This is a genomic window from Shimwellia pseudoproteus (genome assembly GCF_016415625.1).
GTDB lineage: Bacteria > Pseudomonadota > Gammaproteobacteria > Enterobacterales > Enterobacteriaceae > Shimwellia > Shimwellia pseudoproteus.
In genome coordinates this window covers 1-25,513 of sequence record NZ_WBXP01000051.1, presented here as the reverse complement: position 1 = coordinate 25,513, position 25,513 = coordinate 1, and the positions used below count along the sequence as shown (strand labels likewise).

The following is a 25,513-nucleotide window of genomic DNA, read 5'->3' as shown; positions in this document are numbered from 1 at the left end:
TGACGAAAGCAGGTATGCCTGAAAGTGTGCGTATTGCCTGAAAACACAACCCGCTACGGGGGAGACTTACCCGAAATCTGATTTATTCAACAAAGCCGCCCGGCACACAAGGCCTGCTCCGCCTGGCTGGCCGGGGCCATCTCATCATTCAAAAACGCCAGCAGATCCCCCTGTTGGCTGGCATCGCTGGACGCCAGCATCGACAGGTTGCGCGGGCACACATAGCGCCCGCGGCCAAACGCTGCGGTAAATTTCAGCTCAGGAATAATCTTGCGCAGTAGCGGCAGATCTTTGCTGAAGATCTGATCCTGGAGCGCCACATTCGCGGTGCTGACCACCAGGGTTTTTTGCTCTTCCCGGGCCAGCGCAATCCCCGGGATCAGGTATGAGAGGGTCTTCCCGACACCGGTAGGCGCCTCAATCGCCAGATGGCGGCCCTCTTCTCCGGCCAGGGTTTTTGCCACCTCAGCAATCATCTGGCGCTGGGGTGCCCGGGGGATAAAGTCCGGAATCTGTTGTTGTAACGCCTTATACCAGGCGCCGATTTGCGCTTTTAACGCCGGGGAGAGTGTCATGCGATAACCATTGATACTGTATAAACAACCACTATATTGCCACTTTTTACTGCCGCCGCGTACTTTTTTACCTGACGATGCGTTGCGCCGCGCAAAAGAAAAAGGCCAGAATCTCTGGCCTTTGCGCGATAGGGGTCGGGATTATGCGTCAGACGGCTTACGCGGCGCCCGGCGGCGCTGCTGAGGTTTGCCGGCGTTACCGCCGCCATTACCGCCGTGACGGGAACCTTCACCGCGGGCGCTATCACCGCGCGGTGCGCTGCCCTGACGGCGATCGCCCTGCCCGGTACGAGGCTGGCCCCCACGGCCATTGCCCTGGCCACGCCCCTGGCCGCGGCCCTGGCTCTGGCGACCGTTTTGAATCGGCTCTGCTTTGATGCTCGGGTCCGGCTCATAGCCCGGAATAGCCATGCGCGGAATGTCGCGTTTCAGCAGGCGTTCAATGTCGCGCAGCAGCTTGTGCTCATCGACACAGACCAGGGAGAGTGCCTCACCGGTTGCGGCCGCGCGGCCGGTACGGCCAATACGGTGCACATAGTCTTCCGGCACGTTCGGCAGCTCATAGTTAACCACCCAGGGCAGCTCTTCGATATCCAGTCCGCGGGCGGCGATATCGGTCGCAACCAGTACCCGAATGGCGCCGGATTTAAAGTCAGCCAGTGCGCGGGTACGGGCCCCCTGGCTCTTATTACCGTGGATTGCCGCAGCGGTGATGCCGTCTTTTTTCAGCTGATCCGCCAGATGGTTAGCCCCGTGTTTGGTTCGGGTAAATACCAGCACCTGCTCCCAGTTGTCGCGGCCAATCAGGTAAGACAGCAGCTCGCGTTTACGCTTTTTGTCGACCATATGAACATGCTGAGTCACCTGTTCAGAGGCGGTATTACGGCGCGCCACTTCGACTTCCGCCGGGTTATGCAGCAGCTTACTGGCGAGGGATTTGATCTCATCAGAGAACGTGGCAGAGAACAGCAGGTTCTGGCGGCGGGCCGGCAATTTCGCCAGCACCCGGCGGATATCGTGAATAAAGCCCATATCCAGCATGCGGTCGGCTTCGTCCAGTACCAGGATTTCCACGCTGTCGAGGCTCACCGCATTCTGGTGTTCCAGGTCCAGCAAGCGCCCCGGCGTGGCGATCAACACATCCACCCCACTGCGCAGTTTCATCATCTGCGGGTTAATACTCACCCCGCCAAACACCACCAGCGAGCGGATATTCAGATAGGTACTGTACTGACGAACATTTTCCCCCACCTGAGCCGCCAGCTCACGGGTTGGGGTGAGGATCAGCGCACGTACCGGGCGACGCCCTTTTACATGAGGCTGATCGGTAATTAAGCGTTCTAATAACGGCAGGGTAAATCCTGCGGTTTTCCCGGTACCGGTTTGCGCACTGGCCATCAGATCGCGGCCAGCCAGTACCACTGGGATAGCCTGACGCTGCACGGGGGTCGGCTCATCATAACCAGCATCTGCCACTGCGCGTAAAATATCCGGATTTAACCCGAGGGATTCAAAAGACATAACTGCTCCAGACCCGCCCCGATTGCCTGCTGGCAATGTAGTTTCCGGGGGGATGTCGTTGGCCAGAACTTCGGCCTTAAGGGGGCACAAACCACGGTGCCGTGTAGCCGGGTAGTGTAACACTGTTTCCCGTTCTCCGGTTAATTTTGCGTAGCTTGTCACATTTTAATCACTTAACCCGGCCTGGCTGGACAAACCGAAGGCAAAAGCCTACATTTAGTTAATCAATCGATTGACTAACTTTATACTTTGCAATTTTGCCGATGAATACCTCCCCCGTTACCACCTGTGGAGAACACGCCCGCAGCCAGTTGATCCGCTCAGCACTCAGCCAGTTTGGTGAATATGGCCTGCACGCGACTACCCGGGATATTGCCGCTGGCGCAGGGCAAAATATCGCCGCCATCAGCTACTATTTTGGTTCAAAAGACGATTTATACCTCGCCTGCGCCCAGTGGATTGCCGATTTTATCCACCACAATCTTGATGATTATCTTCAGCAGGCCCGGGCGCTGGTGGCGGCACAGCCCCCGGATCGTCTGGCCATTCGCGAGCTGCTCCGCCAGGCAGCAGAGCGCCTGATACATCTGCTGACTGCCGACGACACCATGAACATCAGCCGCTATATCTCCCGGGAGCAGCTGTCACCCTCCCGGGCATACCATCTGATCCATGACCAGGTCATTGAGCCGCTCCACGTAACTTTTACCGCCATGCTGGCGGTTTACACCGGGCGTCAGGCGGACGATATCGAAACCATTATCCACGCCCAGGCCATGGTCGGGGAAATTCTCACCTTCCGTTTATTGCGGGAAACGGTGCTGCTGCGCACCGGCTGGAGCACGTTTGACGACCAGAAAACCCAACTGATTTGTCAGGTGGTTAATCAACATTTTGATTTCATCTTGCAGGGGCTGACCATGCCACAAGGAACCGTAAGCCATGAAGAATAAAAACTCCCTCACCGCCCTGGTGATCATCGTCATCCTGCTGCTGGCCGGCGGCGGGATCTGGTATTACCTCCATCAGGATAAAACCTTCCGCCTGTACGGCAACGTGGATATCCGCACCGTGGATATCAGCTTCCGGGTGGGGGGGCGCTTAGCCAGCCTGGCGGTAGATGAAGGGGACACCCTTAAACGCGGTGAGACTATCGGCAAGCTCGATAGCGCCCCTTACCAGAATGCCCTGCACCAGGCCGAGGCTAACGTTGCCGCCGCCCAGGCCAAATATGACCTGATGACCGCCGGTTACCGTGATGAAGAAATCGCCCAGGCCCAGGCCGCCATGCGTCAGGCCCAGGCGGCCTGGCAATATGCCGACAGCTTCTACCAGCGCCAGCAAGGGCTGTGGGCCAGCCGCACCATCTCAGCCAATGACCTGGATAATGCCCGTTCCGGCCGCGACCAGGCCAAAGCGAACCTGAAAGCCGCCCAGGATAAACTCAGCCAGTATCACACCGGTAATCGCCCTCAGGAAATTGCCCAGGCCAAAGCCAGCTTATTGCAGGCTGAAGCCCAGCTGTCCCAGGCCACGCTGGACCTGGCGGATACCACGCTGATCGCCCCGTCTGACGGTACCTTGCTGACCCGTGCCGTGGAGCCCGGCACCATGCTCAGTGCGGGCAATACCGTGCTGACCCTCTCCCTGACCCGCCCGGTATGGGTGCGCGCTTACGTGGATGAAATTAACCTGAATCAGGCCCAGCCGGGCCGGGAGGTACTGGTCTATATTGACGGCCGCCCGGACAAGCCTTACCACGGCAAAATCGGCTTCGTCTCCCCCACGGCGGAATTTACCCCGAAAACCGTAGAAACCACCGATCTGCGTACCGATTTAGTCTACCGTTTACGCATTGTGGTTACCGACCCGGACGACACCCTGCGCCAGGGGATGCCGGTCACCATTGATTTTGCTGCGCAGCCACAGACCACGGCCCCGCAGGCCGGTGAGCAGCACCATGGATAACCCCGACAACAGCATCCGGCTGCAGCACCTGGTTAAAACCTTCCCGGGGATGGACAAACCGGCGGTGGCCAGCCTGGATGTGGTTATCCACCCGGGGTACGTAACCGGGCTGGTGGGCCCGGACGGCGCCGGGAAAACCACCCTGATGCGGATGCTGGCGGGGCTGCTTAAGCCCACCAGCGGCAGTGCACAAGTGATGGGGCTGGATCCTATCAAAGACGACAGCGTGCTCCACGGCGCTCTGGGCTATATGCCGCAGAAATTCGGGCTGTATGAAGATTTAACCGTACAGGAGAATCTTAACCTGTATGCGGATCTGCGCAGCGTAACTGGCGCCACCCGTAAAGCCACCTTTGAGCGGCTGCTGGCGTTCACGGCACTGGGCCCGTTCACCGATCGCCTCGCCGGGAAGCTGTCCGGCGGGATGAAGCAAAAACTCGGCCTCGCCTGTACCCTGGTCGGTGAGCCCAATGTCCTGTTGCTGGATGAGCCCGGCGTAGGGGTGGACCCTATCTCCCGCCGTGAACTGTGGCAGATGGTACATGAGCTGGCAAAAGACGGGATGCTGATCCTGTGGAGTACCTCCTACCTCGACGAAGCAGAACAGTGCCGGGATGTGTTGCTAATGAACGAAGGCGAGCTGCTGTATAACGGCGAGCCTACCGCCCTCACCCGCCAGATGGCGGGCCGCACCTGGCTGATGAACAGCCCCAGCGAAAACAACCGCCAGTTACTCCAGCGCGCCCTGAAGCTGCCGCAGATCAGTGACGGAATGATCCAGGGCCGCTCGGTGCGGATTATCTCCCGTAAAGGGGTGGATGGCCCGGCCCTGGCAACGGCGCTGCAACTGCCCACCGAACGGATGGAAACCACCCAACCGCGCTTTGAGGATGCCTTTATTGATCTGTTGGGGGGCGCGAACAGTAACGAATCCCCGATTGGCGATGTGCTGCACACCATTGAAAAAAATCCGACAGAAACCATTATTGAAGCCCGGGAACTGACCAAAAAATTTGCCGACTTCACCGCCACCGACCACGTGAACTTTGCCGTGAAGCGCGGGGAGATTTTTGGCCTGCTCGGCCCGAACGGGGCCGGTAAATCCACCACCTTTAAGATGATGTGCGGCCTGCTGGTGCCCACCTCAGGTCAGGCGCTGGTGCTGGGGATGGACTTGAAAGCCGGCTCCGGTAAAGCCCGCCAGCGGCTGGGGTATATGGCCCAGAAATTTTCCCTGTATGGCAACCTGACGGTGGCCCAGAATCTGGCGTTTTTCTCCGGTGTCTACGGCCTGCGGGGCCGCCAGCAGGCGGAGAAAATCACCCGCATGAGTGAGGCATTTAACCTCCAGCCGATCCTCAATCAGGCCACCGATGCGCTGCCCCTGGGGTTTAAACAGCGCCTCGCCCTGGCCTGCGCCCTGATGCATGAGCCGGATATATTGTTTCTTGATGAACCCACCTCCGGGGTGGACCCCCTCACCCGCCGTGAGTTCTGGCTGCACATCAACAGCATGGTGGAAAAAGGCGTCACTGTGATGGTCACCACCCACTTTATGGATGAAGCCGAATATTGCGATCGTATTGGTCTGGTCTACCACGGCAAGCTGATTGACAGCGGCACCCCGGACGATCTCAAACAGAAGGTGGCAACCGACACCACCCCGGACCCCACCATGGAGCAGGCGTTTATCGGCCTGATCAATGCCTGGGATGAGGAGCATAGCGCATGAGGTTATTTTCCTGGCGGCGCCTGCGCGCCCTGTGTGTCAAAGAGACCCGGCAAATCATCCGCGACCCGAGCAGTTGGCTGATTGCAGTGCTGATCCCGCTGCTGCTGCTGTTTATCTTCGGCTACGGGATAAACCTCGACTCCAGCCGCCTGCATGTCGGGGTATTGCTTGAGCAGCGCAGCGAAGATGCCCTCGATTTCACCCATGCGGTAAGCGCCTCACCGTTTATTGAACCCACCATCAGCGATAACCGTGAGCAGTTGATCCAGTTGATGCAGGCCGGGAAGATCCGCGGCATCATCGTGCTGCCGGTGGATTTTGACAGCCGGATGGCGCGCAGCGATAACACCGCCCCGGTACAGGTAATTACCGACGGCAGTGAACCCAACACCGCCAACTTTGTCCAGGGCTATGCCCAGGGGATCTGGCAAGTCTGGCAGCAACAGCGCGCCGACGATAACGGCCAGCAATTTGAACCGCTGATTGAGCCGCAATTGCGCTACTGGTTTAACGCCGCCGCCATTAGCCGCCACTTTATTATCCCCGGGGCAATAACCATTATTATGACGGTGGTCGGCGCGATACTGACCTCGCTGGTGGTGGCCAGGGAGTGGGAGCGCGGCACCATGGAAGCGCTGCTCTCCACCGAGGTGACCCGCACGGAGCTGCTGCTGTGTAAGCTTATCCCCTACTATGTGTTGGGTATGCTGGCGATGCTTATCTGTATGCTGGTGGCGGTGTTTATTCTCGATGTCCCCTACCGCGGATCGCTGTTGCTGCTGTTCTTCATCAGCAGCCTGTTCCTGCTGAGCACCCTCGGCATGGGGCTGTTAATTTCCACGGTGACCCGCAACCAGTTTAATGCCGCCCAGGTGGCGCTGAACGCGGCGTTTTTACCGTCCATTATGTTGTCCGGCTTTATTTTCCAGATTGACAGTATGCCCGCCGTTATCCGTATGGTGACCTATATCATTCCGGCCCGTTACTTTGTCAGTACCCTGCAAAGTCTGTTTCTGGCGGGGAACATTGCCCCGGTGCTGGCGGTGAATGTGCTGTTCCTGATTGCCTCCGCCATTATGTTTATTGGCCTGACTGCCCTGAAAACCAAACGTCGGCTGGACTAAGGACCTGCTATGTACCACCGTTTATGGACCCTGATCCGCAAAGAGTTGCAGTCCCTGCTGCGCGAGCCGCAAACCCGGGCAATCCTGATTTTACCGGTGCTTATCCAGGTGCTGCTCTTTCCTTTTGCCGCCACCCTCGAAGTGACCAACGCCACCATTGCGGTGTATAACGAAGATAACGGCAAGCACGCCGTGGAACTGACCCAGCGCTTTGCCAAAGCCAAAGCGTTCTCCCATGTGCTGCTGTTGCAAAACCCCCAGCAGATCCAGCCGACCCTCGATCAGCAAAAAGCGCTGCTGCTGATCCGCTTCCCGGCGGACTTCTCACGCAATATCGCCCGGTTTAAAAGTGCCAAAGTGCAGATAATTCTTGATGGGCGCAACCCAAACAGCGCCCAGATTGCCGCCAATTATTTGCAGCAAATTATTGAGGATTATCAGCAGGAGTTGCTGGTGGGCAAGCCGAAGCCCAATAACAGCGAACTGGTGATCCGCAACTGGTACAACCCTAATCTGGAATACAAATGGTTTGTGGTGCCCTCGCTGATCGCCATGATAACCACCATCGGCGTGCTGATCGTGACCTCGCTGTCCGTCGCCCGGGAGCGTGAACAAGGCACCCTGGATCAGTTACTGGTCTCCCCCCTCGCCACCTGGCAGATATTTGTCGGTAAGGCGGTACCGGCGCTGATTGTCGCCACCTTCCAGGCGTCGATTGTGCTGGGGGTCGGGATCTGGGCCTACCAAATCCCGTTTGCCGGTTCACTGCTGCTGTTTTATTTTGCGATGGTTATTTACGGGTTATCACTGGTAGGGTTCGGCCTGCTGATTTCGGCCATGTGTGCCACCCAACAGCAGGCGTTTATCGGGGTATTTGTCTTTACGATGCCGGCGATTTTGCTCTCCGGGTATGTCTCACCGGTAGAGAATATGCCGGTCTGGCTACAACAGTTAACCTGGGTCAATCCCATCCGTCATTTTACCGATATCACCAAACAGATTTACCTGAAAGATGCCAGCATCGGGATTGTCTGGCAGAGCTTGTGGCCGCTGATGGTGATAGCCGTCAGTACCGGCTCAGCGGCGTACGCCATGTTTAGACGCAAGATTGCCTGATCGACGGCGGTTTTCCCGGGTCAGCAGCGACAGCAGCGCCGGGCCCGCCAGCAGCCCCAGTCCGCATAATCCCAGTAAAAAGGGGTTATGTACTACCCGGGAGATTAACCACAGGGCTATCATCGCCGCACCGAAATACCAGGTAGTGGTCAGCTCTTCCAGGGCGTCCCCCAGCTCGCGACGCCGCCCTACCGGGTGGCGTTGCAGGGTGAGCATCGCCACCAGGGTTACTGCATAGCAGACACACAGTACCAGGCCGACCCGGACCAGCGCACCGTGCATCCAGCCCGCCACCAGCAGCGCAATCACCACCAGATGCAACAGGATCTGCCAACAGCTCATTCCGGTTACCACCCGCACATACTGTTGCCATCTCATCTTGTTTCTCCGGCCCGTGAAATGCTATATCAGACCATATCCCCGGCCGATTGATTCCACAATCGGGTTGTTTTTGTGATGCGCGCTACATTTTCCCCGCTGGAACAGCATCACCGGCGGGCAGAACACAACATTAACATTTATCTTTCCCGGGCCGTTTAGCAAGAGGTCACCATGAAGCCAGCCTGGCATCCCGATAACCAGTTAACATTGCTTACCAATGGCGATGAATACTACCCGGTGCTGTTTGACGCCATTGCCCGGGCAGCCCACAGCATCCTGCTGGAAACCTTTATCTGGTACGAAGATAACGTCGGCTGGGCGCTGCACGCCGCCCTGTGTGACGCGGCTGGCCGTGGGGTGCAGGTCGAATTATTGATTGATGGCTACGGCAGCGCCGCCCTGAGCGATGATTTTATTCGCCGGCTCACCGACGCGGGGGTGATATTGCGTTATTACGATCCGGCCCCCCGTCGCTTTGGCGGGCTGCGCACTAACCTGTTCCGCCGCCTGCACCGTAAAATTGTGGTTATCGATGAAAAAACCGCCTATGTGGGCGGGATTAACTACTCGGCGGACCATCTGCTCAGTTTCGGTCAGGAGGCCAAACAGGACTATACCGTGGAAATTCGCGGCCCGGTGGTGGACGACATCCGCCGCTTTGCCCTCTCCTGGCTGCCGGGCAACCCGACCCTTTTTCACCGCTGGAAACCGGGTTTCCGGCGTTCCCGGCCGACCCCGGCCTCGCTGGATACCATGGCGCAGGTGCTGTTTGTCTGGCGGGATAATGCCTACCACCGCACCACCATTGAACGCCATTACATTAAGATGCTGGCGAAGGCCAGGCATGAGGTTATCATCGCCAATGCGTACTTTTTCCCCGGTTACCGCCTGCTGCACGCCATCCGCAAAGCGGCCCGGCGCGGGGTAAAAGTTCAACTGGTGTTACAGGGGCACCCGGATATTCCGCTGGTAAAAACCGGGGCGCGGTTGCTGTATCACTATCTGGTCAGTAGCGGGGTGGAGATCTATGAATACGGCCGTCGGCCGCTGCACGGCAAAGTGGCTGTGATGGACGATAACTGGGCCACGGTGGGCTCCAGCAATCTGGACCCGCTCAGCCTGTCGCTCAACCTGGAGGCCAATGTGATTATCTGGGATCAGCGGTTTAATCACACCCTGAAGCAGGCGCTGCGCACCCTGATCCGTGAGGACTCACAGCGGGTCGATGCCGCCCACCTTCCGGCGCGTAACTGGTGGAACCTCGGGCGCAGTATTATTGCCTTCCACTTTTTGCGGCACTTCCCGGCGATGGTGGGCTGGCTGCCCGCCCATATTAGCCATCAGGATCTGGTCAAACCGGCCCACCCGGAAGCCGACGAAGTGACCACCGGCGGGCCAAATACCGCCCCCCGGGGCTAGTGGCTACCAGCGGGCCGCCGCCTGCTGGTCGCTATCCCGGGCATCCACCCAGCGATCCCCGTCGGCGGTTTTCTCACGCTTCCAGAACGGGGCGCGGGTTTTCAGGTAGTCCATGATATATTCCGCCGCCTCAAAGGCGCTGCTGCGGTGGGCGCCGGTCACACCAACAAAGACAATCTCCTCACCGGGCCATAGCTCACCAATACGGTGGATAAGCGAGATCCGCTGCAGCGGCCAGCGTTCCCGGGCGCTGGCGACAATCTCCGCCAGTGCTTTCTCGGTCATCCCGGGGTAATGTTCAAGGGTCAGGGCGCTAACGCTATCCCCCAGATTGTGGTTACGGACTTTACCGGTAAAGGTCACCACCGCGCCGTCGTCGTCACACTGGGCCAGCCACTGGTATTCATCACCCACAGAAAACGGCGCATGGCCGACGCGGATTCGGGTATTGTTCATGTTCAGCCTCCGGTAACCGGCGGGAAAAAGGCCACTTCGTCCCCCGCCTGGAGGGAATGGTCGGCGGTAACCAGCGTCTGGTTTACCGCGCACAGCAACTTGCCGGACTCCAGCGCCAGCGCCCAGCGATCGCTGCGGGCGGCTAAATGCTGGCGCAGCGCCTCTACCGTGGCAAACGGCGTGTCAACATCCAGGCTATCGCAGCCCACCAGCTCGCGGACCTGGGCGAAAAAGAGCACTTTAATCATCATCAGCCACCCTGAAATCCCCGGATTTGCCGCCGCTTTTCGCCAGCAGGCGTACCGGGCCAATCACCATGTCTTTCTGCACCGCTTTGCACATATCATAGATGGTCAGCGCCGCCACCGAGGCGGCAGTCAACGCTTCCATCTCGACACCGGTTTTCCCCGTCAGGCGGCAGCGGGACACAATGCGCACCCGATTGTGTTCCGGCTCCGCGGCCAGTTGCACCTCCACGTTACTAAGCAGCAGCGGATGGCACAGCGGGATCAGCTCCCAAGTGCGTTTTGCGGCCTGGATACCGGCAATGCGGGCGGTGGCAAATACATCACCCTTATGGTGGCTGCCGTCGATAATCATCGCCAGCGTGCGGGCGTCCATGGTAACAAAGGCCTCCGCCCGGGCTTCGCGAACGGTTTCGCTTTTCCCGGAAACATCAACCATATGGGCCTCGCCATCGGCGTTAATGTGGGTCAGTTGCGACATAATTATTTCTTCAGGTGAGGATGGAAGTTGCACGGACGCGTACGGGCGTCCAGCTGCGGGGCGATTATCTGTTCCCAGGCGGTGCGGCAGGCATTGCCCGAGCCCGGCATGGCGAAGATAAGGGTGTCATTTGCCACGCCGGCAATGGCCCGTGACTGCAAGGTCGCGGTGCCTATCTCTTCAAAAGAGAGCATGCGGAACACTTCACCAAACCCGGCGATTTCACGATCAAACAGCGGCTGTAACGCCTCCGGGGTCTGATCCCCGGCGCTCAACCCGGTACCGCCGTTAATCACCACTACCTGCACATCATCCTGTGCAATCCAGGCAGACACCCGGGCGCGGATGGCATACCGGTTTTCCGGGACAATGGCGTTCTCCACCACCTGATGGCCCGCCTCCAGCGCGGCATCGCGCAGGTAATGGCCGGAGGTGTCTTCTGCTGCACTGCGGCGGCTGGATACGGTGAGTACCGCGATCCGCGCGGGGATAAAACTATCGCTTGCCTTACTCATGTTGCTGCTCCTGTTCCTGGCTTAGCCGCCGATAAACGACAAGTTTTGCGTCAGCCCGGTATCCCCCTGGTGGAGGAAATGGGCCTGCTTTTTCGTGGCCAGCGCCTGCGCGATTCGCGCCTGTAACGCATCCTGTTGTCCATCCTCACTGAGCAGGTCCCGCAGCGGCACGCCATTTTCACCAAACAGGCAAAGGTGCAGTTTCCCCACCGAAGAGACCCGCAGACGATTACAGGTGGTACAGAAATCTTTCTCATAGGGCATGATCAGCCCGATTTGCCCCACGTAGTCCGGATGACAAAAAACTTGCGCCGGGCCATCGCTGCGTTCGCGCAACTGATGGATCCAGCCACGGGCCAGCAGCAGCTCGCGAATGGTGGTACCAGAAATATGGTGTTTGCGGAACAGTTCGCCGCCGTCGCCGGTCTCCATCAGTTCAATAAAACGTAACTGAATGGGGCGGGTTTTGATCCAGTCGAGGAAGGTATCCAGCTGATAATGGTTCACATCGCGCATCAGCACGGTATTGACTTTAACCCGGCTAAAGCCGGCGTCGAAGGCGGCATCGATCCCGGCCATTACCTGGTTGAATTTATCCTGGCCGGTAATGGCGTGAAACTGACGGGCATCCAGGCTATCAACACTGACATTGAGCGCCGTGAGCCCGGCATCGCGCCACTGTTTGGCATCCCGGGCCAAACGGTAACCATTGGTGGTCACCGCTAACTGGTGAATAGCCGGATTTTCACGCACCGCGGCGATGATATCGGTAAAGTCCCGGCGCAGAGAAGGCTCCCCGCCGGTGAGGCGGACCTTCTCAGTACCCAGCGCGGCAAACGCCCGGGTGACCCGGCGAATCTCGTCAATAGTGAGGAAACCGTTGTTGGTGACCGCCCCGGGTTTATAGCCATCCGGCAGGCAGTACGTGCAGCGGAAGTTGCACACATCGGTAATTGACAGGCGCAAATAATAAAACTTGCGCGCAAAAGCATCAGTAAGTTGGGAGACCATAAACACCTTTCCAAATACGGGAGATGCAGGCATTTCTTTCTGCACCCTGGCGATGGACAAGCATCGCGGCCCGGGGACCCTATCTGACGACGTAGGTACAGGGGCTTGAGTGTATGTTTCCGCCACAGCAGAAACTGGTTACTGCGAATGGTAGCGCGTTACGGATAAATCTGCCATCAACAGCCTTCGCTATATAAACCTGTATATAACGTGCAAATTATGCATTTTCGCTACAGGATAGGCGAAATTGCACCTTTCGCATTGATATGCATCATACTCTGCGGCCCTGACATCGTCTTTTAGCCGCTTTTACGCTACCGTATGAGCAGGAAAATCACTAAGGAAGCTGTATGGGCAACCGTACCCTGTCTGATCTTAATCAGGTTGTCGCGCTGGGCGGCGGGCACGGCCTTGGCCGGGTGATGTCGGCGCTCTCTTTTCTCGGGCCGCGGTTAACCGGCATTGTCACCACCACCGACAACGGCGGTTCCACCGGGCGGATCCGCCGCTCAGAAGGCGGTATTGCCTGGGGGGATACCCGCAACTGTCTTAACCAGCTGATTACCGAACCCAGCATCGCATCAACCATGTTTGAGTACCGTTTTACCGGTAATGGCGAACTTTCCGGGCATAACCTCGGAAATCTGATGTTAAAGGCGCTGGATAACCTCAGCGTGCGGCCTCTGGAAGCGATTAATTTAATTCGCAGCTTGTTAAAAGTGGACGCGATGTTGATCCCGATGTCAGAGCAGCCGGTGGATCTGGTGGCTATCGATCAGGAAGGTCATGAAGTGCATGGCGAACTGAATGTCGACCGGCTTACCGCCGTCCCCCAAAGCCTGCAACTTTCTCTGCCGGTCAGCGCCACCCTGGAGGCTATCCAGGCCATTGATCGGGCTGAACTGGTGATTATCGGCCCGGGGAGCTTTTATACCAGCCTGATGCCTATTCTGCTGGTGAACGAGCTGGCGCAGGCGCTGCGGCGCAGCACAGCCCCGATGGTTTACGTGGGCAACCTGGGGCGCGAGCTGAGCCCGGCGGCGGCGAGCCTCGCGCTGGAAGATAAACTGGCCATCATGAGCCAGTACGTGGGGCGGACATGGATAGATGCCGCAGTGATTGGCCCCGATATTACGGCAGGCCATATCGGGGAGCGCTTGATAGTGCGTGAGCCGCTGTCGGCCAGTGATATTCCCTACCGCCATGACCGGCATTTACTGCATGATGCCCTCGAGCATACCCTGCTGGCGCTGGACAACCGTTACCTGAAGACCCCGGCGTAACCCGGGGCGCTAAGCGGCTCAGGAGGTGGCGATAAACAGCTCGCGCAGGGCGTGCAGCTCGTCGCGTAACTGCGCCGCCTCTTCGAACTCCAGGTTTTTGGCATGTTCGAACATCTGCGCTTCCAGGGCGGTAATCCGCTGCTGCAACGCTTTGGGAGAGAGCGCGCGATCGGCCCCGCTGGCCTCGGCTTTGCCTTTGCCGCGCTTGGTTTTGGTCTTCGCCAGCCCTTCCCCCATGGCGAGAATATCCACCACCCGTTTTTTCAGCCCCTGGGGGACAATACCGTGCTCCTCGTTATAGCGCTGCTGGCGTTCACGGCGGCGTTCCGTCTCCCCTATTGCCTTGCCCATGGACGGGGTAATTCGGTCCCCGTAGAGGATGGCCTTGCCGTTGATATTACGCGCCGCCCGGCCAATGGTCTGGATAAGCGAGCGTTCCGAACGCAGGAACCCTTCTTTGTCTGCATCAAGAATGGCCACCAGCGAAACCTCCGGCATATCCAGCCCTTCACGCAGTAAGTTGATCCCCACCAGCACGTCGAACTCCCCGAGGCGCAAATCACGAATAATCTCCATCCGTTCCACGGTGTCGATATCAGAGTGCAGGTAACGCACCCGCTCCCCGTGCTCCTCCAGGTACTCGGTCAAATCCTCGGCCATCCGTTTGGTCAGCGTGGTCACCAGTACACGTTCATTCTTCACGGAGCGCAGGCGAATTTCAGACAGCAGATCATCCACCTGGGTCGCCACCGGCCGCACCTCGATTACCGGGTCCAGCAATCCGGTAGGGCGTACCACCTGGTCGATAATCTCGCCGCCGGATTTTTCCAGCTCATAATTGCCCGGGGTGGCGGAGACATAAATCGTTTGCGGCGCTAGCCCTTCGAACTCTTCAAATTTCAGCGGGCGGTTGTCCAGCGCCGACGGCAGGCGAAAGCCATACTCCACCAGGGTCTCTTTACGGGCCCGGTCACCGCGGTACATGCCGCCAATCTGGGGCACCGTCACATGGGACTCGTCGATAACTAACAGCCCGTCCGGGGGCAAATAGTCAAACAGCGTGGGCGGCGGCTCGCCGGGGCCGCGGCCAGACAAATAGCGGGAATAGTTTTCGATCCCCGAGCAATACCCCAGCTCGTTCATCATCTCAAGATCAAACTGGGTGCGCTGGCTGAGGCGCTGCTCTTCCAGCAGTTTATTTTCCGCCAGCAAGACCTTACGGCGGTCCGCCAGTTCGACTTTGATCTCTTCCATGGCCTGGAGGATCCGTTCCCGGGGGGTCACGTAGTGGGTTTTAGGGTAGATGGTGTAACGCGGCACCACGGAGACCACCTGCCCGGTCAGCGGGTCAAACAGCGACAGCCGCTCGACTTCTTCATCAAACAATTCCACCCGCAGGGCGATATCGTCGGACTCTGCCGGGAAGATATCAATCACCTCACCGCGCACCCGGAAGGTCCCGCGCTGGAAGGCCTGATCATTGCGGGCGTATTGCAGCTCCGCCAGCCGGTGCAGGATGGCACGCTGATCAATAATCATGCCGCTAGTCAGGTGGAGCATCATTTTCAGGTAGAGATCCGGATCGCCCAGACCATAGATAGCCGACACTGACGCCACCACCACCACATCCCGCCGTTCAAGCAGTGCTTTAGTGGCAGAGAGCCGCATCTGCTCAATATGCTCGTTTACCGAGGCGTCCTTTTCAATAAAAGTATCAGAGCTAGGCACATAGGCTTCCGGCTGGTAGTAGTCGTAGTAGGAGACGAAATACTCCACGGCGTTTTCCGGGAAAAATTCTTTCATCTCCCCGTATAACTGTGCCGCCAGGGTCTTGTTCGGGGCCAGCACCATGGTGGGGCGCTGCAAATCAGCAATCACATTCGCCACGGTAAAGGTTTTCCCGGAACCGGTCACCCCCAGCAGGGTCTGATGGGCAAGCCCATCCTCCAGCCCCTCTTTCAGGCGGCGGATAGCCTCGGGCTGATCCCCGGAGGGCTTAAAGGGAGAGTGTAATTTGAAAAGTTTGCTCATGGCGCAGATACCTGATGACAAAAAACGGCGGGCCGGTGGCTAATTTTACCCGCACCGGCTAATTTTACCAGTAAAAAATACTGGATAAAAAGCCAGTAATATTATAAAAAGTCCCCGGGGACCGCCGCCGGTGAACCCCGTTGCGACATTTTTTGCTGCGCGAAACGCCACAAAAGGTTATCCCCAGAAGGATGGCGTTTTTTAACAATTGTCAAGCACAGTAAAGAAAGTTTTCGTCCTGGAAATGGCAGATTTATGACGGCGCTTGATTTTATTTAACTAACTGTTTTATCTATTAATTACAATTAAGCTCTCTTTCACGCCACTTCGGGCGCAAGCCGCGTATTTTCTCGCTTACCGCATCTTTTCTAACTCTAATGCACAAGGTTATCCACAGGAATAGTGGATAACTGCTTCCGGCCCGTGCTCCACGCCGCTGCCCGGGTGCCACAAAATGATAAAATCCGGCCCCAGAAAAAAATTTTTCATTTTTTTTCCGCAGCGCCACCCTGCCCGTCGCCGGCCATCGCTGCACCACCAGCCAGCAGCAATTAGCACTAACCAGGTGCATGGGCGGCCTGATAACGTCGCGCCGCTAACTGGTCGGACAACGTTTATCACTGTTAACTAACGCGTTATTCAGTATGGCAAGCTTTTTGCTTTATTGGGTGAACGACCGCATTACGGCTCAGCCGGTATCCGTAAGCCAACCCGCTGCGGCAATAGCGGTCATGGGAATGTTCTGGCCAGCACACCATCGTTTACAGGAGCGTCCCGATGTTAAGTTTGCACGCGGTAAACCAGTTTTATGGGGAAAAGCATGTTCTGTGGGATCTGCATCTTGAGCTGGTCGCCGGCGAGTGTGCCTGCGTGATTGGCGCGCCGGGCATGGGCAAGAGCACCCTGATGAACTGTATCACCGGCCATCTTCCGGTACACAGCGGCAGTATGCTCTGGCGGCCGCCCCAGGGGGGCCTGCAAAATATCCTGCCGCTGTCTGCCCGCCATCACCACCAGATGGGCATTGGCCACCTGCCCCGGGAGGACCGGATATTCACCCCGCTCAGCGTGGAAGAGAACTTACAGATTGCCATGCTGGCGGGCAATCCGCCCCCCGGGAACGTGCCGCATCATATCTACGATCTGTTCCCGGCCCTGTACGCCCTGCGCCATGTGCGGGCCGCCGAGTTAACCACAGAGCACTTACAGCAACTGACCCTGGCCCGGGCGCTGATGGCCCAGCCCAGGTTACTGGTTCTGGATGAACCCCTGCGGCACAATCCCCCACAGCGGCTGGGGGAGATGGCTACCCTGCTGCGCCGGTTAACCCGCGAGCTGGGGATAACCATTCTGATGGCAGAACAGCATCTGGCGTTTATTCGCCGCGCCGCAGACCGGTTTATTCTGCTGCACCGGGGGCGCAATGTCGCTGACGGGGATATTTGCCTGCTGGATAGCGCCATCGGCGACTGGATGGTGCCATAAACCGGCCCGGTATCCCGGGCCAGGCTCACCCCAGCGCGGCCAGATTAAGGAAGCGCCCGGTATCCCGGTATTCTGCCCCTTCCCCCATCCACGGGATCTCGCCCAGCAGCGGGGCATCTATCATGGTGCGCAGTGATGCCATATACGCCTGATGGCGGGCCCCGGGGAGCACCACATCATTGGCAATCCAGCCCGCCACCGTTAACCCGGCCTGGCGGACGGCCTGCACCGTCAGCAGCGCATGGTTAATACAGCCCAGCTTAACCCCGACCACCACAATAACCGGCAACTGCTCCGCCACCACCCAGTCAGAAAAAAATACCGTTCCGGACAGCGGCGTAAACCAGCCCCCGGCCCCCTCCACCTGCACCCAGTCTGCCACCGACTCCAGCTGATGTAGCCCGGCGGATAAACGGCACAAATCGATAGGCCGCCCCTCCGCCTGGCTGATGATATGGGGAGAGGTGGGCTCACCAAAGGTATAAGGGTTCACCTGCTCATAGCTCAGCGTCAGGTTGCTGGCCTGCTGCAAGGCAAGGGCGTCGCTATTGCGCAGCCCGTCAGCGGTCAATTCACTGCCCGACGCCACCGGCTTATAACCCGCGGTGCGAAATCCCGCCTGGCCCGCAGCCCGCAGCAGCGCACAACTGGCAACGGTTTTACCTACTTCGGTATCAGTCCCGGTAACAAACCAACGTTTACTCACAGCGAATAACTCCATAAAAAAGATGATAACTCAGTAAATATTCCCCGCCCTGGCGCGGCCAGGCCAACGCCAGGGCATTAAGCTGGCCCCGGGTCAGGGTGGTGGCTGGCCGCCCCTCATGCAGATGGGTGGCGCCAATCCCTTTCAGGGAGCGCATGGCGGACATCACATCGGGGAACCGCAGGGTGATAACCTCTTCGTGCCATTGCAGCGGGCGCCCGCCGCAGGCGGCAATCACCTGCTCCCGGGATAAAAACCGGTTACCGTGGCGGTGGGCATCCACCTGTTGCCAGGCCTGATGCAGCTCCGGCAAGGCGCCGTCCAGCAGCGTGGTAAACGCCACCTGCCCCCCGGGGCGCGTCACCCGGCACAGCTCAGCGATGGCGCGGGACAGCGCGCTACACCACTGAACGGCCAGATTGCTCCAGACCAGATCAACCTGCTGATCCCCGAGGGGCAATTGCTCGATATCGCCGTGTAAATAATGATCGGCGGCCTGCTGGCGACTGGCGGCGCTCAGCATCTCTGTAGAGAGGTCCAGCGCCACAACCCGGGCATGGCGCTGGCGCCACACCCGGCTAAACCAGCCAGTGCCGCAACCGGCATCCAGCACGGTGCCGGGCTGGACATCCCCCAGTAGCGCCAGCAGCTGTTCACCACTGCGGCGCTGTAACGCTGCGAACTGATCATAATGGCCCGCGGCGCGGCCAAACGCCGCCGCGATGGCGGTTTTATTGACAGGCATGGGCTAACCCCGCAACCAGGGTGGTAATATCGTCATCGCTATGGGCCGCGGTGAGTGTTATCCGCAGCCTGGCCGTCCCCACCGGCACGGTGGGCGGGCGGATGGCAGTCACCCACAGTCCCTGTTCACGCAGGCGCTGCGACAGGGCCAGCGCCTGCTGGTTATCACCAATAATCAGCGGCTGGATGGCGGTGGCGCTGCTGCCCAGAGTGAGCGGTAACCCGGCAACCTGCTCACGGAAGGTGCGAATATGCCCCTCAAGACGGCCCCGCAGGGCCGCCCCTTCGTCACTGCGGATCACCTGGAGCGCCGCCCCAAGGGCCATCGCCTGGGCCGGTGGCATGGCGGTGCTGTAAATCAGGTGGCGGGCAAACTGCAGCAAATAATCCGCCATACTTTCACTGCACAATACCGCCGCGCCGCTCACCCCAAAGGCTTTGCCAAAGGTCACCACCTGCAGGTCAGGACGCACCCCGGCCAACTGGCAGCTCCCCCGCCCCTGGGCTCCGGTGGCACCGATGCCGTGGGCGTCATCCACCATCAGCAGCGCATCACCGCGCTGGCTCTCCCGGGCGATATCCGCCAGCGGGGCGCTATCACCGTCCATACTGAATACCCCTTCGGTGACCACCAGTTGCTGGCCACTGAGCGGCTTCGCCAGGAGTGCGCCCAGCGCGCCGCTGTCGTTATGGGCAAAACGCCGCAGGGTCGCCGGGCTCAGGGAGGCGGCCTCCAGTAACGAGGCGTGGGATAAACGATCCGCCAGGATACGGTCCTCTTTGGCCATCAGCGCGCCAATCACCGCCTGGTTAGCCCCAAAGCCAGAGATAAACAGCAGCGCCCGGGGATAGCCCAGCCATTCGGCCAGCGCCGCTTCCAGCCCCTGGTGGGCCGGGCTGTAGCCGGTGACGTGGCCAGAGCCCGCACTGCCCACCCCGTACTCACAGGCCCCCTGTTGCCAGGCGCGAATAACCGCCGGATGGTGGCTCAGGCCGAGGTAGTCATTGCTGGCCGCGTTCAGCCAGATTTTCCCCTGGTAACCAATGCGCCCTCCGGGGAGGGGCTGTAGCGCCGTACGGCCGCGCAGCGCCTGGGCTGCCCGGCGCGCCTCCAGCGCCCTATCAATACGTTGTTGCCAGTTCATCACACGGCCGCGTTGTAATAGAGTTCGGTATCGGCGTTCAGTAGCTGGCTGGCCAGTTGCTGTTGCTGTTCGTTATCACCGTGCTCAGTGGTGGTTTGTTGCGGGTTAATCCCCAGTTTGCGGAACAGGATCAGGTCTTTGTCTTCATTGGGGTTCGGGGTTGTCAGCAGTTTGCAGCCGTAGAAAATAGAGTTCGCCCCGGCCATAAAGCACATGGCCTGGGTCTGCTCGCTCATCTGTTCCCGCCCGGCGGATAGCCGCACGTGGGAGGTGGGCATCATGATGCGGGCAATGGCGATAGTGCGAATAAAATCAAACGGATCGACATCGTCGTTATCTGCCAGCGGCGTCCCTTTCACCTTGACCAGCATATTGATCGGCACGCTTTCCGGCGGTACTGGCAGGTTCGCCAGTTGCAGCAGCAGACCGGCGCGATCGGTCACGCTCTCGCCGAGGCCAACAATCCCCCCGGAGCACACTTTTATCCCGGCATCCCGGACTTTATCCAGGGTGTCCAGCCGCTCCTGGTAGCTGCGGGTGGTGATGATATTGCCGTAAAACTCCGGCGAGGTATCGAGGTTATGGTTGTAATAATCCAGACCGGCAGAAGCCAGGCGCTGGGCCTGGGTGTCCGACAGGGTCCCGAGGGTCATACAGGCTTCCATCCCCATGGCTTTCACCCCCTGTACCATCTGCTCGAGGTAGGGCATATCGCGCTCGTGGGGGTTTTTCCAGGCGGCCCCCATACAGAAACGGGTGGAACCGGCCTGCTTCGCTTTACGGGCGGAATCAAGCACTTGCTCGACTTCCATCAGCCGTTCAGTTTCCAGCCCGGTTTTATAGCGTGAGCTCTGGGGGCAGTATTTACAATCTTCCGGGCAGGCCCCGGTTTTGATCGACAACAGGGTGCTGACCTGCACCTGGCGGGGATCAAAATGCTGGCGATGCACGGTCTGGGCCTCAAACAGCAAATCGAGAAACGGTTTTTCAAAAAGCGCAGTAACCTGTGACATTGTCCAGCGAGTATGGTGAGCCATATTGCCTCTCCCAAAAAGGGTGTTATCGTTAATGGTTTGACGTTATACTTGTAAACTAAATCTTTTTAATTAGGTTTACAAGTCACCTCATGACGCCACAGGACCTCGCTTTTGATGCCCGGCATATCTGGCATCCCTACACTTCCATGACCCAGCCACTGCCGGTATATCCGGTCGCCTCTGCCAGCGGCTATACCCTGACACTCGACAGCGGCGAAACGCTGATCGACGGCATGTCTTCCTGGTGGGCAGCGATTCACGGCTACAACCATCCACAAATCAACGCCGCCATGAAGCAGCAGATTGATAGGGTCTCCCACGTGATGTTTGGCGGGATAACCCACCAGCCGGCGGTGGATTTGTGCCAGCGGCTGGTGGCCATGACCCCGGCGCAACTGGAGTGCGTATTCCTGGCGGACAGCGGCTCCGTGGCGGTGGAAGTGGCGATGAAAATGGCCCTCCAGTACTGGCATGCCCGGGGGGAGAAGCGCCAGACCTTCCTGACCCTGCGTAACGGCTACCACGGAGACACCTTCGGGGCGATGTCGGTGTGCGATCCCGATAATTCCATGCACAGCCTGTGGAAAGGTTATCTGGCCGAAAATCTGTTTGCCCCCGCCCCCGGCTGCCGGTTTGACGCTGACTGGGATGAGCAGGATATTGTGCCTTTTGCCCGGTTACTGGCCGCCCACCGTCAGGAGATTGCGGCGGTTATCCTTGAGCCAATTGTCCAGGGGGCCGGCGGCATGCGGATCTACCACCCGGAGTGGCTGCGGCGCATCCGTAAAATGTGTGATAGCGAAGGGATCCTGCTGATTGCCGACGAGATTGCCACCGGCTTTGGCCGCACCGGCAAGTTGTTTGCCTGCGAGCACGCCGGGATCGTGCCGGATATCTTGTGCCTGGGTAAGGCCCTGACCGGCGGTACCATGACCCTCTCCGCCGCGCTGACCACCCGCCATGTGGCAGAGACCATCAGCGATGGCGACGCCGGCTGCTTTATGCACGGGCCGACATTTATGGGTAACCCGCTGGCCTGCGCCGCCGCCTGTGCCAGCCTCGATATCCTTGCGCAAGGCCACTGGCAGCACCAGGTGGCGCGTATCGACACCCAGCTGCGCGCGGAGCTGGGGCCGTTACAGGCCGCCGAGACCGTGGCCGATGTGCGGGTATTGGGGGCTATCGGGGTGGTCGAAACCCACCGCCGGGTGGATATGGCCGCCTTACAGCGCTTTTTCGTTGACCGTGGGCTCTGGATCCGCCCATTCGGGAAACTGATTTATGTGATGCCGCCTTATATTATCAGCCCGCAAGCGCTGTCACGGCTGACTACCGCCGTGGCAGAAGCCGTGCAGAACCCGGCACTTTTCCTGGACTGAATCCCCCCTCACCCGCTGACAGGGGGCGGTGACTTCTGGTACAACTGTGAGCGATACAATATCAACCACAAGGAGATACCATGAAGCTGTTCAGCCACGACATCCGCGATGGCGACATCCTCCCCCAGCGTCATGTGTTCAACGGGATGGGCTACACCGGGAGTAATATCTCCCCCCATCTGGCCTGGGAGGAGGTTCCCCCCCTGACCAAAAGCTTTGTCGTTACCTGTTACGATCCCGATGCCCCCACCGGCTCCGGCTGGTGGCACTGGATAGTCGCCAACCTGCCGGCGGACTGCCGTGAGCTGCCCCAGGGGGCCGGTTCTGGCCTCGCCCAGGTACCGCAGCCAGCAATCCAGACCCGCACCGACTTTGGTAAAGCCGGTTACGGCGGCGCGGCGCCCCCCAAAGGTGAACGCCACCGCTATATTTTCACCGTGCATGCGCTGGATATTGACGCTATTGAGGTCGATGAAGGCGCCAGCGGCGCCATGGTGGGATTTAACGTCCATTTCCATAGCCTCGGCAGCGCCTCGCTGACCGCGCTGTTCAGCTAACCCTGCCCTGCTGCGCCACCGGTTCCCCGGTGGCGTTATTGCCAAAAAGTAGTTACCTCACTGAATTAATAACTTTTTTTAATTATGTCTTCCCGTTTGGCGCAACCTGGTATAAAAAGGCAGGCTCCTGAGGTGGGCCACACCCGCGGCACGGGATGGCTACCGGCCAGATAACCGATCATTTGCTGGCGCCGTTACCTGAGGAAAGCCTTATTTTTCAATCAGCAAGGAGCATCCCTTGAACAGATTTTCAGTTTCTCGTCTCGCGCTGGCGCTGGCACTTGGGAGCACCCTGGCCGCCTGTAGCTCAACACCGCCGGAATTGCAGCCGTCCACCCAGCAAGCCCCCGGCACCGCCAGCCGTCCGGTGCTGTCCCCGGAGGAAGCGCAAAACTACACCCAGCAACGTTATTTTAGCGCGCTGGATCCGCAAAAAGCCCCCTGGACCCCGGCCACCATTACGCTGCCCCAGCATCCGGACTTTGTGGTCGGCCCGGCGGGTGTTGCCGGTGTGACCCACACCACCCTTCAGGCCGCGGTGGATGCCGCCATCCAGAAACATGCCGCCAGCCGCCAGTACATCGCCATTATGCCGGGCACCTACGAGGGCACCCTGTACATTCCGGCCACTTCCAACAGTGTGACGCTGTATGGTCTGGGTAATAGCCCGGAAGAGGTGAAAATCACCAGTGCGCTGGATGCCGGGCAAGATCCCAACACCTGGCGCCACACGGTGAACCCGTCAGGCAAATATATGCCCGGCAAACCGGCCTGGTATATGTTTGACAGCTGCCAGCGCCAGCAGACAGCGAGCATCGGCGTGATGTGTTCTGCCGTGGTGTGGTCACAAAACAGCGGGCTGCAAATGCAGAACCTGACCATCGCCAACACCCACGGGGATGCCAGCGGTGAAGGCGATCATCCGGCGGTGGCCCTGCGTACCGATGGCGATAAAACCCAACTCAACCATGTCAATATTCTTGGCCGCCAGAACACCCTGCTGTTCACCAACAGCGATGTCCAGAATAAGATGCGTAACGGCGGCCAGCCGCGCACCCTGGTCACCAACAGCTATATTGAAGGTGACGTGGATATGGTGGCCGGGCGCGGGGCGGCGGTGTTCGACAATACCGACTTCCGCCTGGTCGATACCCGCACTAATAAAGAAGGCTACGTGTTCGCCCCGGCAACCTTACCGGGGATCTACTACGGTTTCCTGGCGGTCAACAGCCGCTTTGTGGCCAGCGGTGACGGCGTGGCGCAACTGGGCCGGGCCTGGGATCTCGGGGCCGGTGAAAACGGCTATGTTGCCGGGCAGACCGCCAACGGCCAGGTGGTGATCCGCGATAGTGTGATCAACGCCGGTTTCAACCGTGAAAAACCCTGGGGTGATGCCCTGGGCAGCAAACGGCCTTTTAGCGGTAATGTGGCCGAGCAGCGCGATCTTAACGATCTGCAAAGCAACCGGCTGTGGGAATACCAGAACCACGGTGATGGCAGTAAATAAACTGCCACTATCGGTGTGAGCGGGCCGCAACACAGGCAAGCTTGCCGGTTGTACAATAAAGCCCGGGAATAACCCCGGGCTTTATCATTCATTCCCCCCAGCCCATGGGCCGCCTTTAGCGGCTAGAGATATTCAACGGTAAACGTCGCTTCTGCATTTGCTTCACCGGCTACGACCGGGGCTCCGGTCGCAACATACTGCGCATAAAACTGCACTGGCTGGCCTTCTGCCACCGGCCGTAATACATTGACGCTACTTGATTTACCGGGTGCCAGCGGTATTCTATTTTTATCCAGAATCGCCAGCGCGACATTTTTCGCCTCACCAGGTCCGGACAGGGCCAGCAGGGCCGGATCGGCCGGGTCCGTGCGGCCATTAAAGACTATTTTGACCCCCTGCGCCCCGGCATCACAATTTTCAAACGTTATCCAAAACGGCTTTGGTAGCGTCGTTTTATTGTTGGCAAATTGCTTGTCGGCCCACTCCCCCATATTCACGGTCTGGTTCTGGGAGGCCAGACTGACACTGCAGGTGTTAGCCACCAGATTGGCAGTAATGTGAATATTAATAACGCCTAATTCAGCCTGGGCCTGGTGACCAATTATCCAGGCAGCAATAATTAAACCGATACATGACTTTCTCATGGTGGACTCCTCAGGCAAAGTCAATACGCAGATACCCCTGGGACATTACCGGGCCTTCCGCTGGTTTAACCCCGGTAACGCTCGCCGGATAAACCTTAATAGTGATATTCGCGCCCAAAGTACCGTCGATTTTAAACGGCAGAACGCTGGAAAAATCGTTCGGCGTCAGAGGACGATCATTACCATCCGTAATAACAAAACCAACATCTTTATTCCCGGATACCATGATATTACCGGCGACATTATCGGACTGGACACGCAGGGTTAAATTGGCATAAGCATCAATGTTGCTGCACTTAATCCCCAGGTTACGGGCTATCGGATTTATCCCGGTAGCCTTCGCACCAGCGGCTTTAAGGAAGGTGCGAATAAGCAGGTCATTTCTTCCCAAGCTGACTCGCTGATTAAAATTTCGCGGATCTGGGCCGATTTTTTTCCCGCAAACACATCG

At 58.7% G+C, this 25,513-nt stretch carries 25 protein-coding genes, 1 pseudogene and 1 riboswitch; of the genes and pseudogenes, 11 read left to right on the top strand and 15 right to left on the bottom strand.

All coding sequences use genetic code 11. The annotated features are described in order from the left end of the window. Positions 1–101: 101 nt before the first annotated feature. A pseudogene (locus tag F9C28_RS17115) lies at positions 102–575 on the bottom strand (DEAD/DEAH box helicase); the annotation flags it as partial. Positions 576–716: 141 nt separating this feature from the next. Beyond that, entirely contained in the window at positions 717–2,096 is a 1,380-nt protein-coding gene (rhlE, locus tag F9C28_RS17110; RefSeq protein WP_199016506.1) for an ATP-dependent RNA helicase RhlE, read from the bottom strand. A 263-nt stretch (positions 2,097–2,359) separates the two neighbouring features. Here rhlE and cecR point away from each other — a divergent pair, with 263 nt between their 5' ends. The 5 genes from cecR to F9C28_RS17085 are packed head-to-tail and all read left to right on the top strand — an operon-like array spanning position 2,360 to position 8,036. Further along, positions 2,360–3,049 (top strand): transcriptional regulator CecR, encoded by a 690-nt coding sequence (cecR, locus tag F9C28_RS17105; protein WP_199016505.1) that lies wholly within the window; start codon positions 2,360–2,362, stop codon positions 3,047–3,049. Continuing rightward, a complete protein-coding gene (gene hlyD / locus F9C28_RS17100; protein ID WP_199016504.1) occupies positions 3,039–4,064 on the top strand; it encodes a secretion protein HlyD in 1,026 nt (341 codons plus the stop codon). The genes cecR and hlyD overlap by 11 nt, the downstream gene beginning before the upstream one ends. After that, the gene (locus F9C28_RS17095) at positions 4,057–5,796 is read left to right on the top strand and encodes an ATP-binding cassette domain-containing protein (RefSeq protein ID WP_199016503.1); all 1,740 of its coding nucleotides are present in this window, start codon (positions 4,057–4,059) and stop codon (positions 5,794–5,796) included. Before hlyD ends, F9C28_RS17095 begins: the two co-directional genes overlap by 8 nt. Next, positions 5,793–6,920 (top strand): ABC transporter permease, encoded by a 1,128-nt coding sequence (locus F9C28_RS17090; RefSeq protein WP_199016502.1) that lies wholly within the window; start codon positions 5,793–5,795, stop codon positions 6,918–6,920. The genes F9C28_RS17095 and F9C28_RS17090 overlap by 4 nt, the downstream gene beginning before the upstream one ends. Positions 6,921–6,929: 9 nt before the next feature. After that, on the top strand, positions 6,930–8,036 hold the full coding sequence (locus tag F9C28_RS17085) for an ABC transporter permease (RefSeq protein ID WP_199016501.1): 1,107 nt from the start codon (positions 6,930–6,932) through the stop codon (positions 8,034–8,036). Here F9C28_RS17085 and F9C28_RS17080 read toward each other — a convergent pair. Beyond that, positions 7,998–8,414 carry a YbhQ family protein gene (locus tag F9C28_RS17080; protein WP_199016500.1) on the bottom strand — a complete coding sequence of 139 codons (417 nt, stop codon included), beginning with the start codon at positions 8,412–8,414 and terminating at the stop codon, positions 7,998–8,000. The two genes, F9C28_RS17085 and F9C28_RS17080, sit on opposite strands and share 39 nt — an antisense overlap. 174 nt (positions 8,415–8,588) lie before the next feature. Here F9C28_RS17080 and clsB point away from each other — a divergent pair, with 174 nt between their 5' ends. Then, a complete protein-coding gene (clsB, locus tag F9C28_RS17075; RefSeq protein WP_199016499.1) occupies positions 8,589–9,836 on the top strand; it encodes a cardiolipin synthase ClsB in 1,248 nt (415 codons plus the stop codon). Positions 9,837–9,839: 3 nt separating this feature from the next. On the opposite strand, the gene moaE is transcribed toward clsB, so the two are convergent. The 5 genes from moaE to moaA all read right to left on the bottom strand — a co-directional run bounded on the left by moaE (position 9,840) and on the right by moaA (position 12,544). After that, positions 9,840–10,292: a molybdopterin synthase catalytic subunit MoaE gene (gene moaE / locus F9C28_RS17070; protein WP_199016498.1), complete on the bottom strand. Its 453-nt coding sequence runs from the start codon at positions 10,290–10,292 to the stop codon at positions 9,840–9,842. Positions 10,293–10,294: 2 nt separating this feature from the next. Beyond that, a complete protein-coding gene (gene moaD, locus F9C28_RS17065) occupies positions 10,295–10,540 on the bottom strand; it encodes a molybdopterin synthase sulfur carrier subunit (protein ID WP_199016507.1) in 246 nt (81 codons plus the stop codon). Next, entirely contained in the window at positions 10,533–11,018 is a 486-nt protein-coding gene (gene moaC, locus F9C28_RS17060) for a cyclic pyranopterin monophosphate synthase MoaC (RefSeq protein WP_199016497.1), read from the bottom strand. Before moaC ends, moaD begins: the two co-directional genes overlap by 8 nt. Before the next feature lie 2 nt (positions 11,019–11,020). Beyond that, positions 11,021–11,533 carry a molybdenum cofactor biosynthesis protein B gene (gene moaB / locus F9C28_RS17055; protein WP_199016496.1) on the bottom strand — a complete coding sequence of 171 codons (513 nt, stop codon included), beginning with the start codon at positions 11,531–11,533 and terminating at the stop codon, positions 11,021–11,023. 21 nt (positions 11,534–11,554) lie between these two features. Beyond that, a complete protein-coding gene (moaA, locus tag F9C28_RS17050; protein WP_199016495.1) occupies positions 11,555–12,544 on the bottom strand; it encodes a GTP 3',8-cyclase MoaA in 990 nt (329 codons plus the stop codon). After that, a riboswitch (molybdenum cofactor riboswitch) is annotated at positions 12,532–12,668 on the bottom strand. Its footprint overlaps the gene before it by 13 nt. A 226-nt stretch (positions 12,669–12,894) precedes the next feature. On the opposite strand from moaA, the gene yvcK reads away from it, so the two are divergent. Then, positions 12,895–13,827 carry a uridine diphosphate-N-acetylglucosamine-binding protein YvcK gene (gene yvcK / locus F9C28_RS17045; protein ID WP_199016494.1) on the top strand — a complete coding sequence of 311 codons (933 nt, stop codon included), beginning with the start codon at positions 12,895–12,897 and terminating at the stop codon, positions 13,825–13,827. Between the two features lie 18 nt (positions 13,828–13,845). Here yvcK and uvrB read toward each other — a convergent pair whose 3' ends face one another. Beyond that, positions 13,846–15,858, bottom strand: coding sequence for an excinuclease ABC subunit UvrB (gene uvrB, locus F9C28_RS17040; protein WP_199016493.1), 2,013 nt, complete (start codon positions 15,856–15,858; stop codon positions 13,846–13,848). Between the two features lie 777 nt (positions 15,859–16,635). On the opposite strand from uvrB, the gene F9C28_RS17035 reads away from it, so the two are divergent. Then, a complete protein-coding gene (locus F9C28_RS17035) occupies positions 16,636–17,343 on the top strand; it encodes an ABC transporter ATP-binding protein (RefSeq protein WP_199016492.1) in 708 nt (235 codons plus the stop codon). A gap of 25 nt (positions 17,344–17,368) precedes the next feature. Here F9C28_RS17035 and bioD read toward each other — a convergent pair whose 3' ends face one another. From bioD to bioB, 4 genes are read right to left on the bottom strand one after another with little or no spacing between them, the layout of a single operon-like run. Then, the gene (bioD, locus tag F9C28_RS17030; RefSeq protein ID WP_199016491.1) at positions 17,369–18,049 is read right to left on the bottom strand and encodes a dethiobiotin synthase; all 681 of its coding nucleotides are present in this window, start codon (positions 18,047–18,049) and stop codon (positions 17,369–17,371) included. Then, positions 18,042–18,794, bottom strand: coding sequence for a malonyl-ACP O-methyltransferase BioC (bioC, locus tag F9C28_RS17025; protein WP_199016490.1), 753 nt, complete (start codon positions 18,792–18,794; stop codon positions 18,042–18,044). Before bioC ends, bioD begins: the two co-directional genes overlap by 8 nt. Beyond that, positions 18,781–19,938, bottom strand: a complete 1,158-nt coding sequence (gene bioF, locus F9C28_RS17020; protein ID WP_199016489.1) for an 8-amino-7-oxononanoate synthase — start codon at positions 19,936–19,938, stop codon at positions 18,781–18,783. Before bioF ends, bioC begins: the two co-directional genes overlap by 14 nt. After that, positions 19,938–20,975 carry a biotin synthase BioB gene (gene bioB / locus F9C28_RS17015; RefSeq protein WP_199016488.1) on the bottom strand — a complete coding sequence of 346 codons (1,038 nt, stop codon included), beginning with the start codon at positions 20,973–20,975 and terminating at the stop codon, positions 19,938–19,940. The genes bioF and bioB overlap by 1 nt, the downstream gene beginning before the upstream one ends. Positions 20,976–21,064: 89 nt before the next feature. Between bioB and bioA the strand changes: the two genes are divergently transcribed. From bioA to F9C28_RS17000, 3 genes are all read left to right on the top strand, one after another. Then, complete coding sequence (gene bioA, locus F9C28_RS17010) at positions 21,065–22,354, top strand: adenosylmethionine--8-amino-7-oxononanoate transaminase (protein ID WP_199016487.1); 1,290 nt, start codon at positions 21,065–21,067, stop codon at positions 22,352–22,354. An 80-nt stretch (positions 22,355–22,434) separates the two neighbouring features. Continuing rightward, complete coding sequence (locus F9C28_RS17005) at positions 22,435–22,911, top strand: kinase inhibitor (RefSeq protein WP_199016486.1); 477 nt, start codon at positions 22,435–22,437, stop codon at positions 22,909–22,911. Between the two features lie 238 nt (positions 22,912–23,149). Next, complete coding sequence (locus tag F9C28_RS17000) at positions 23,150–24,418, top strand: putative acyl-CoA thioester hydrolase (protein WP_199016485.1); 1,269 nt, start codon at positions 23,150–23,152, stop codon at positions 24,416–24,418. A 122-nt stretch (positions 24,419–24,540) separates the two neighbouring features. On the opposite strand, the gene F9C28_RS16995 is transcribed toward F9C28_RS17000, so the two are convergent. Together F9C28_RS16995 and F9C28_RS16990 are read right to left on the bottom strand one after the other, a co-directional pair. Beyond that, positions 24,541–25,062: a fimbrial protein gene (locus F9C28_RS16995; protein ID WP_199016484.1), complete on the bottom strand. Its 522-nt coding sequence runs from the start codon at positions 25,060–25,062 to the stop codon at positions 24,541–24,543. Between the two features lie 10 nt (positions 25,063–25,072). After that, the gene (locus tag F9C28_RS16990) at positions 25,073–25,453 is read right to left on the bottom strand and encodes a fimbrial protein (protein WP_199016483.1); all 381 of its coding nucleotides are present in this window, start codon (positions 25,451–25,453) and stop codon (positions 25,073–25,075) included. Positions 25,454–25,513: the final 60 nt, after the last annotated feature.

Bases quoted from the DNA above. Each gene is read 5' to 3' on its own strand.
- rhlE (WP_199016506.1), bottom strand. From the start codon at position 2,096: ATGTCTTTTGAATCCCTCGGGTTAAATCCGGATATTTTACGCGCAGTG.
- cecR (WP_199016505.1), top strand. From the start codon at position 2,360: ATGAATACCTCCCCCGTTACCACCTGTGGAGAACACGCCCGCAGCCAG.
- hlyD (WP_199016504.1), top strand. From the start codon at position 3,039: ATGAAGAATAAAAACTCCCTCACCGCCCTGGTGATCATCGTCATCCTG.
- F9C28_RS17095 (WP_199016503.1), top strand. From the start codon at position 4,057: ATGGATAACCCCGACAACAGCATCCGGCTGCAGCACCTGGTTAAAACC.
- F9C28_RS17090 (WP_199016502.1), top strand. From the start codon at position 5,793: ATGAGGTTATTTTCCTGGCGGCGCCTGCGCGCCCTGTGTGTCAAAGAG.
- F9C28_RS17085 (WP_199016501.1), top strand. From the start codon at position 6,930: ATGTACCACCGTTTATGGACCCTGATCCGCAAAGAGTTGCAGTCCCTG.
- F9C28_RS17080 (WP_199016500.1), bottom strand. From the start codon at position 8,414: ATGAGATGGCAACAGTATGTGCGGGTGGTAACCGGAATGAGCTGTTGG.
- clsB (WP_199016499.1), top strand. From the start codon at position 8,589: ATGAAGCCAGCCTGGCATCCCGATAACCAGTTAACATTGCTTACCAAT.
- moaE (WP_199016498.1), bottom strand. From the start codon at position 10,292: ATGAACAATACCCGAATCCGCGTCGGCCATGCGCCGTTTTCTGTGGGT.
- moaD (WP_199016507.1), bottom strand. From the start codon at position 10,540: ATGATTAAAGTGCTCTTTTTCGCCCAGGTCCGCGAGCTGGTGGGCTGC.
- moaC (WP_199016497.1), bottom strand. From the start codon at position 11,018: ATGTCGCAACTGACCCACATTAACGCCGATGGCGAGGCCCATATGGTT.
- moaB (WP_199016496.1), bottom strand. From the start codon at position 11,533: ATGAGTAAGGCAAGCGATAGTTTTATCCCCGCGCGGATCGCGGTACTC.
- moaA (WP_199016495.1), bottom strand. From the start codon at position 12,544: ATGGTCTCCCAACTTACTGATGCTTTTGCGCGCAAGTTTTATTATTTG.
- yvcK (WP_199016494.1), top strand. From the start codon at position 12,895: ATGGGCAACCGTACCCTGTCTGATCTTAATCAGGTTGTCGCGCTGGGC.
- uvrB (WP_199016493.1), bottom strand. From the start codon at position 15,858: ATGAGCAAACTTTTCAAATTACACTCTCCCTTTAAGCCCTCCGGGGAT.
- F9C28_RS17035 (WP_199016492.1), top strand. From the start codon at position 16,636: ATGTTAAGTTTGCACGCGGTAAACCAGTTTTATGGGGAAAAGCATGTT.
- bioC (WP_199016490.1), bottom strand. From the start codon at position 18,794: ATGCCTGTCAATAAAACCGCCATCGCGGCGGCGTTTGGCCGCGCCGCG.
- bioF (WP_199016489.1), bottom strand. From the start codon at position 19,938: ATGAACTGGCAACAACGTATTGATAGGGCGCTGGAGGCGCGCCGGGCA.
- bioB (WP_199016488.1), bottom strand. From the start codon at position 20,975: ATGGCTCACCATACTCGCTGGACAATGTCACAGGTTACTGCGCTTTTT.
- bioA (WP_199016487.1), top strand. From the start codon at position 21,065: ATGACGCCACAGGACCTCGCTTTTGATGCCCGGCATATCTGGCATCCC.
- F9C28_RS17005 (WP_199016486.1), top strand. From the start codon at position 22,435: ATGAAGCTGTTCAGCCACGACATCCGCGATGGCGACATCCTCCCCCAG.
- F9C28_RS16995 (WP_199016484.1), bottom strand. From the start codon at position 25,062: ATGAGAAAGTCATGTATCGGTTTAATTATTGCTGCCTGGATAATTGGT.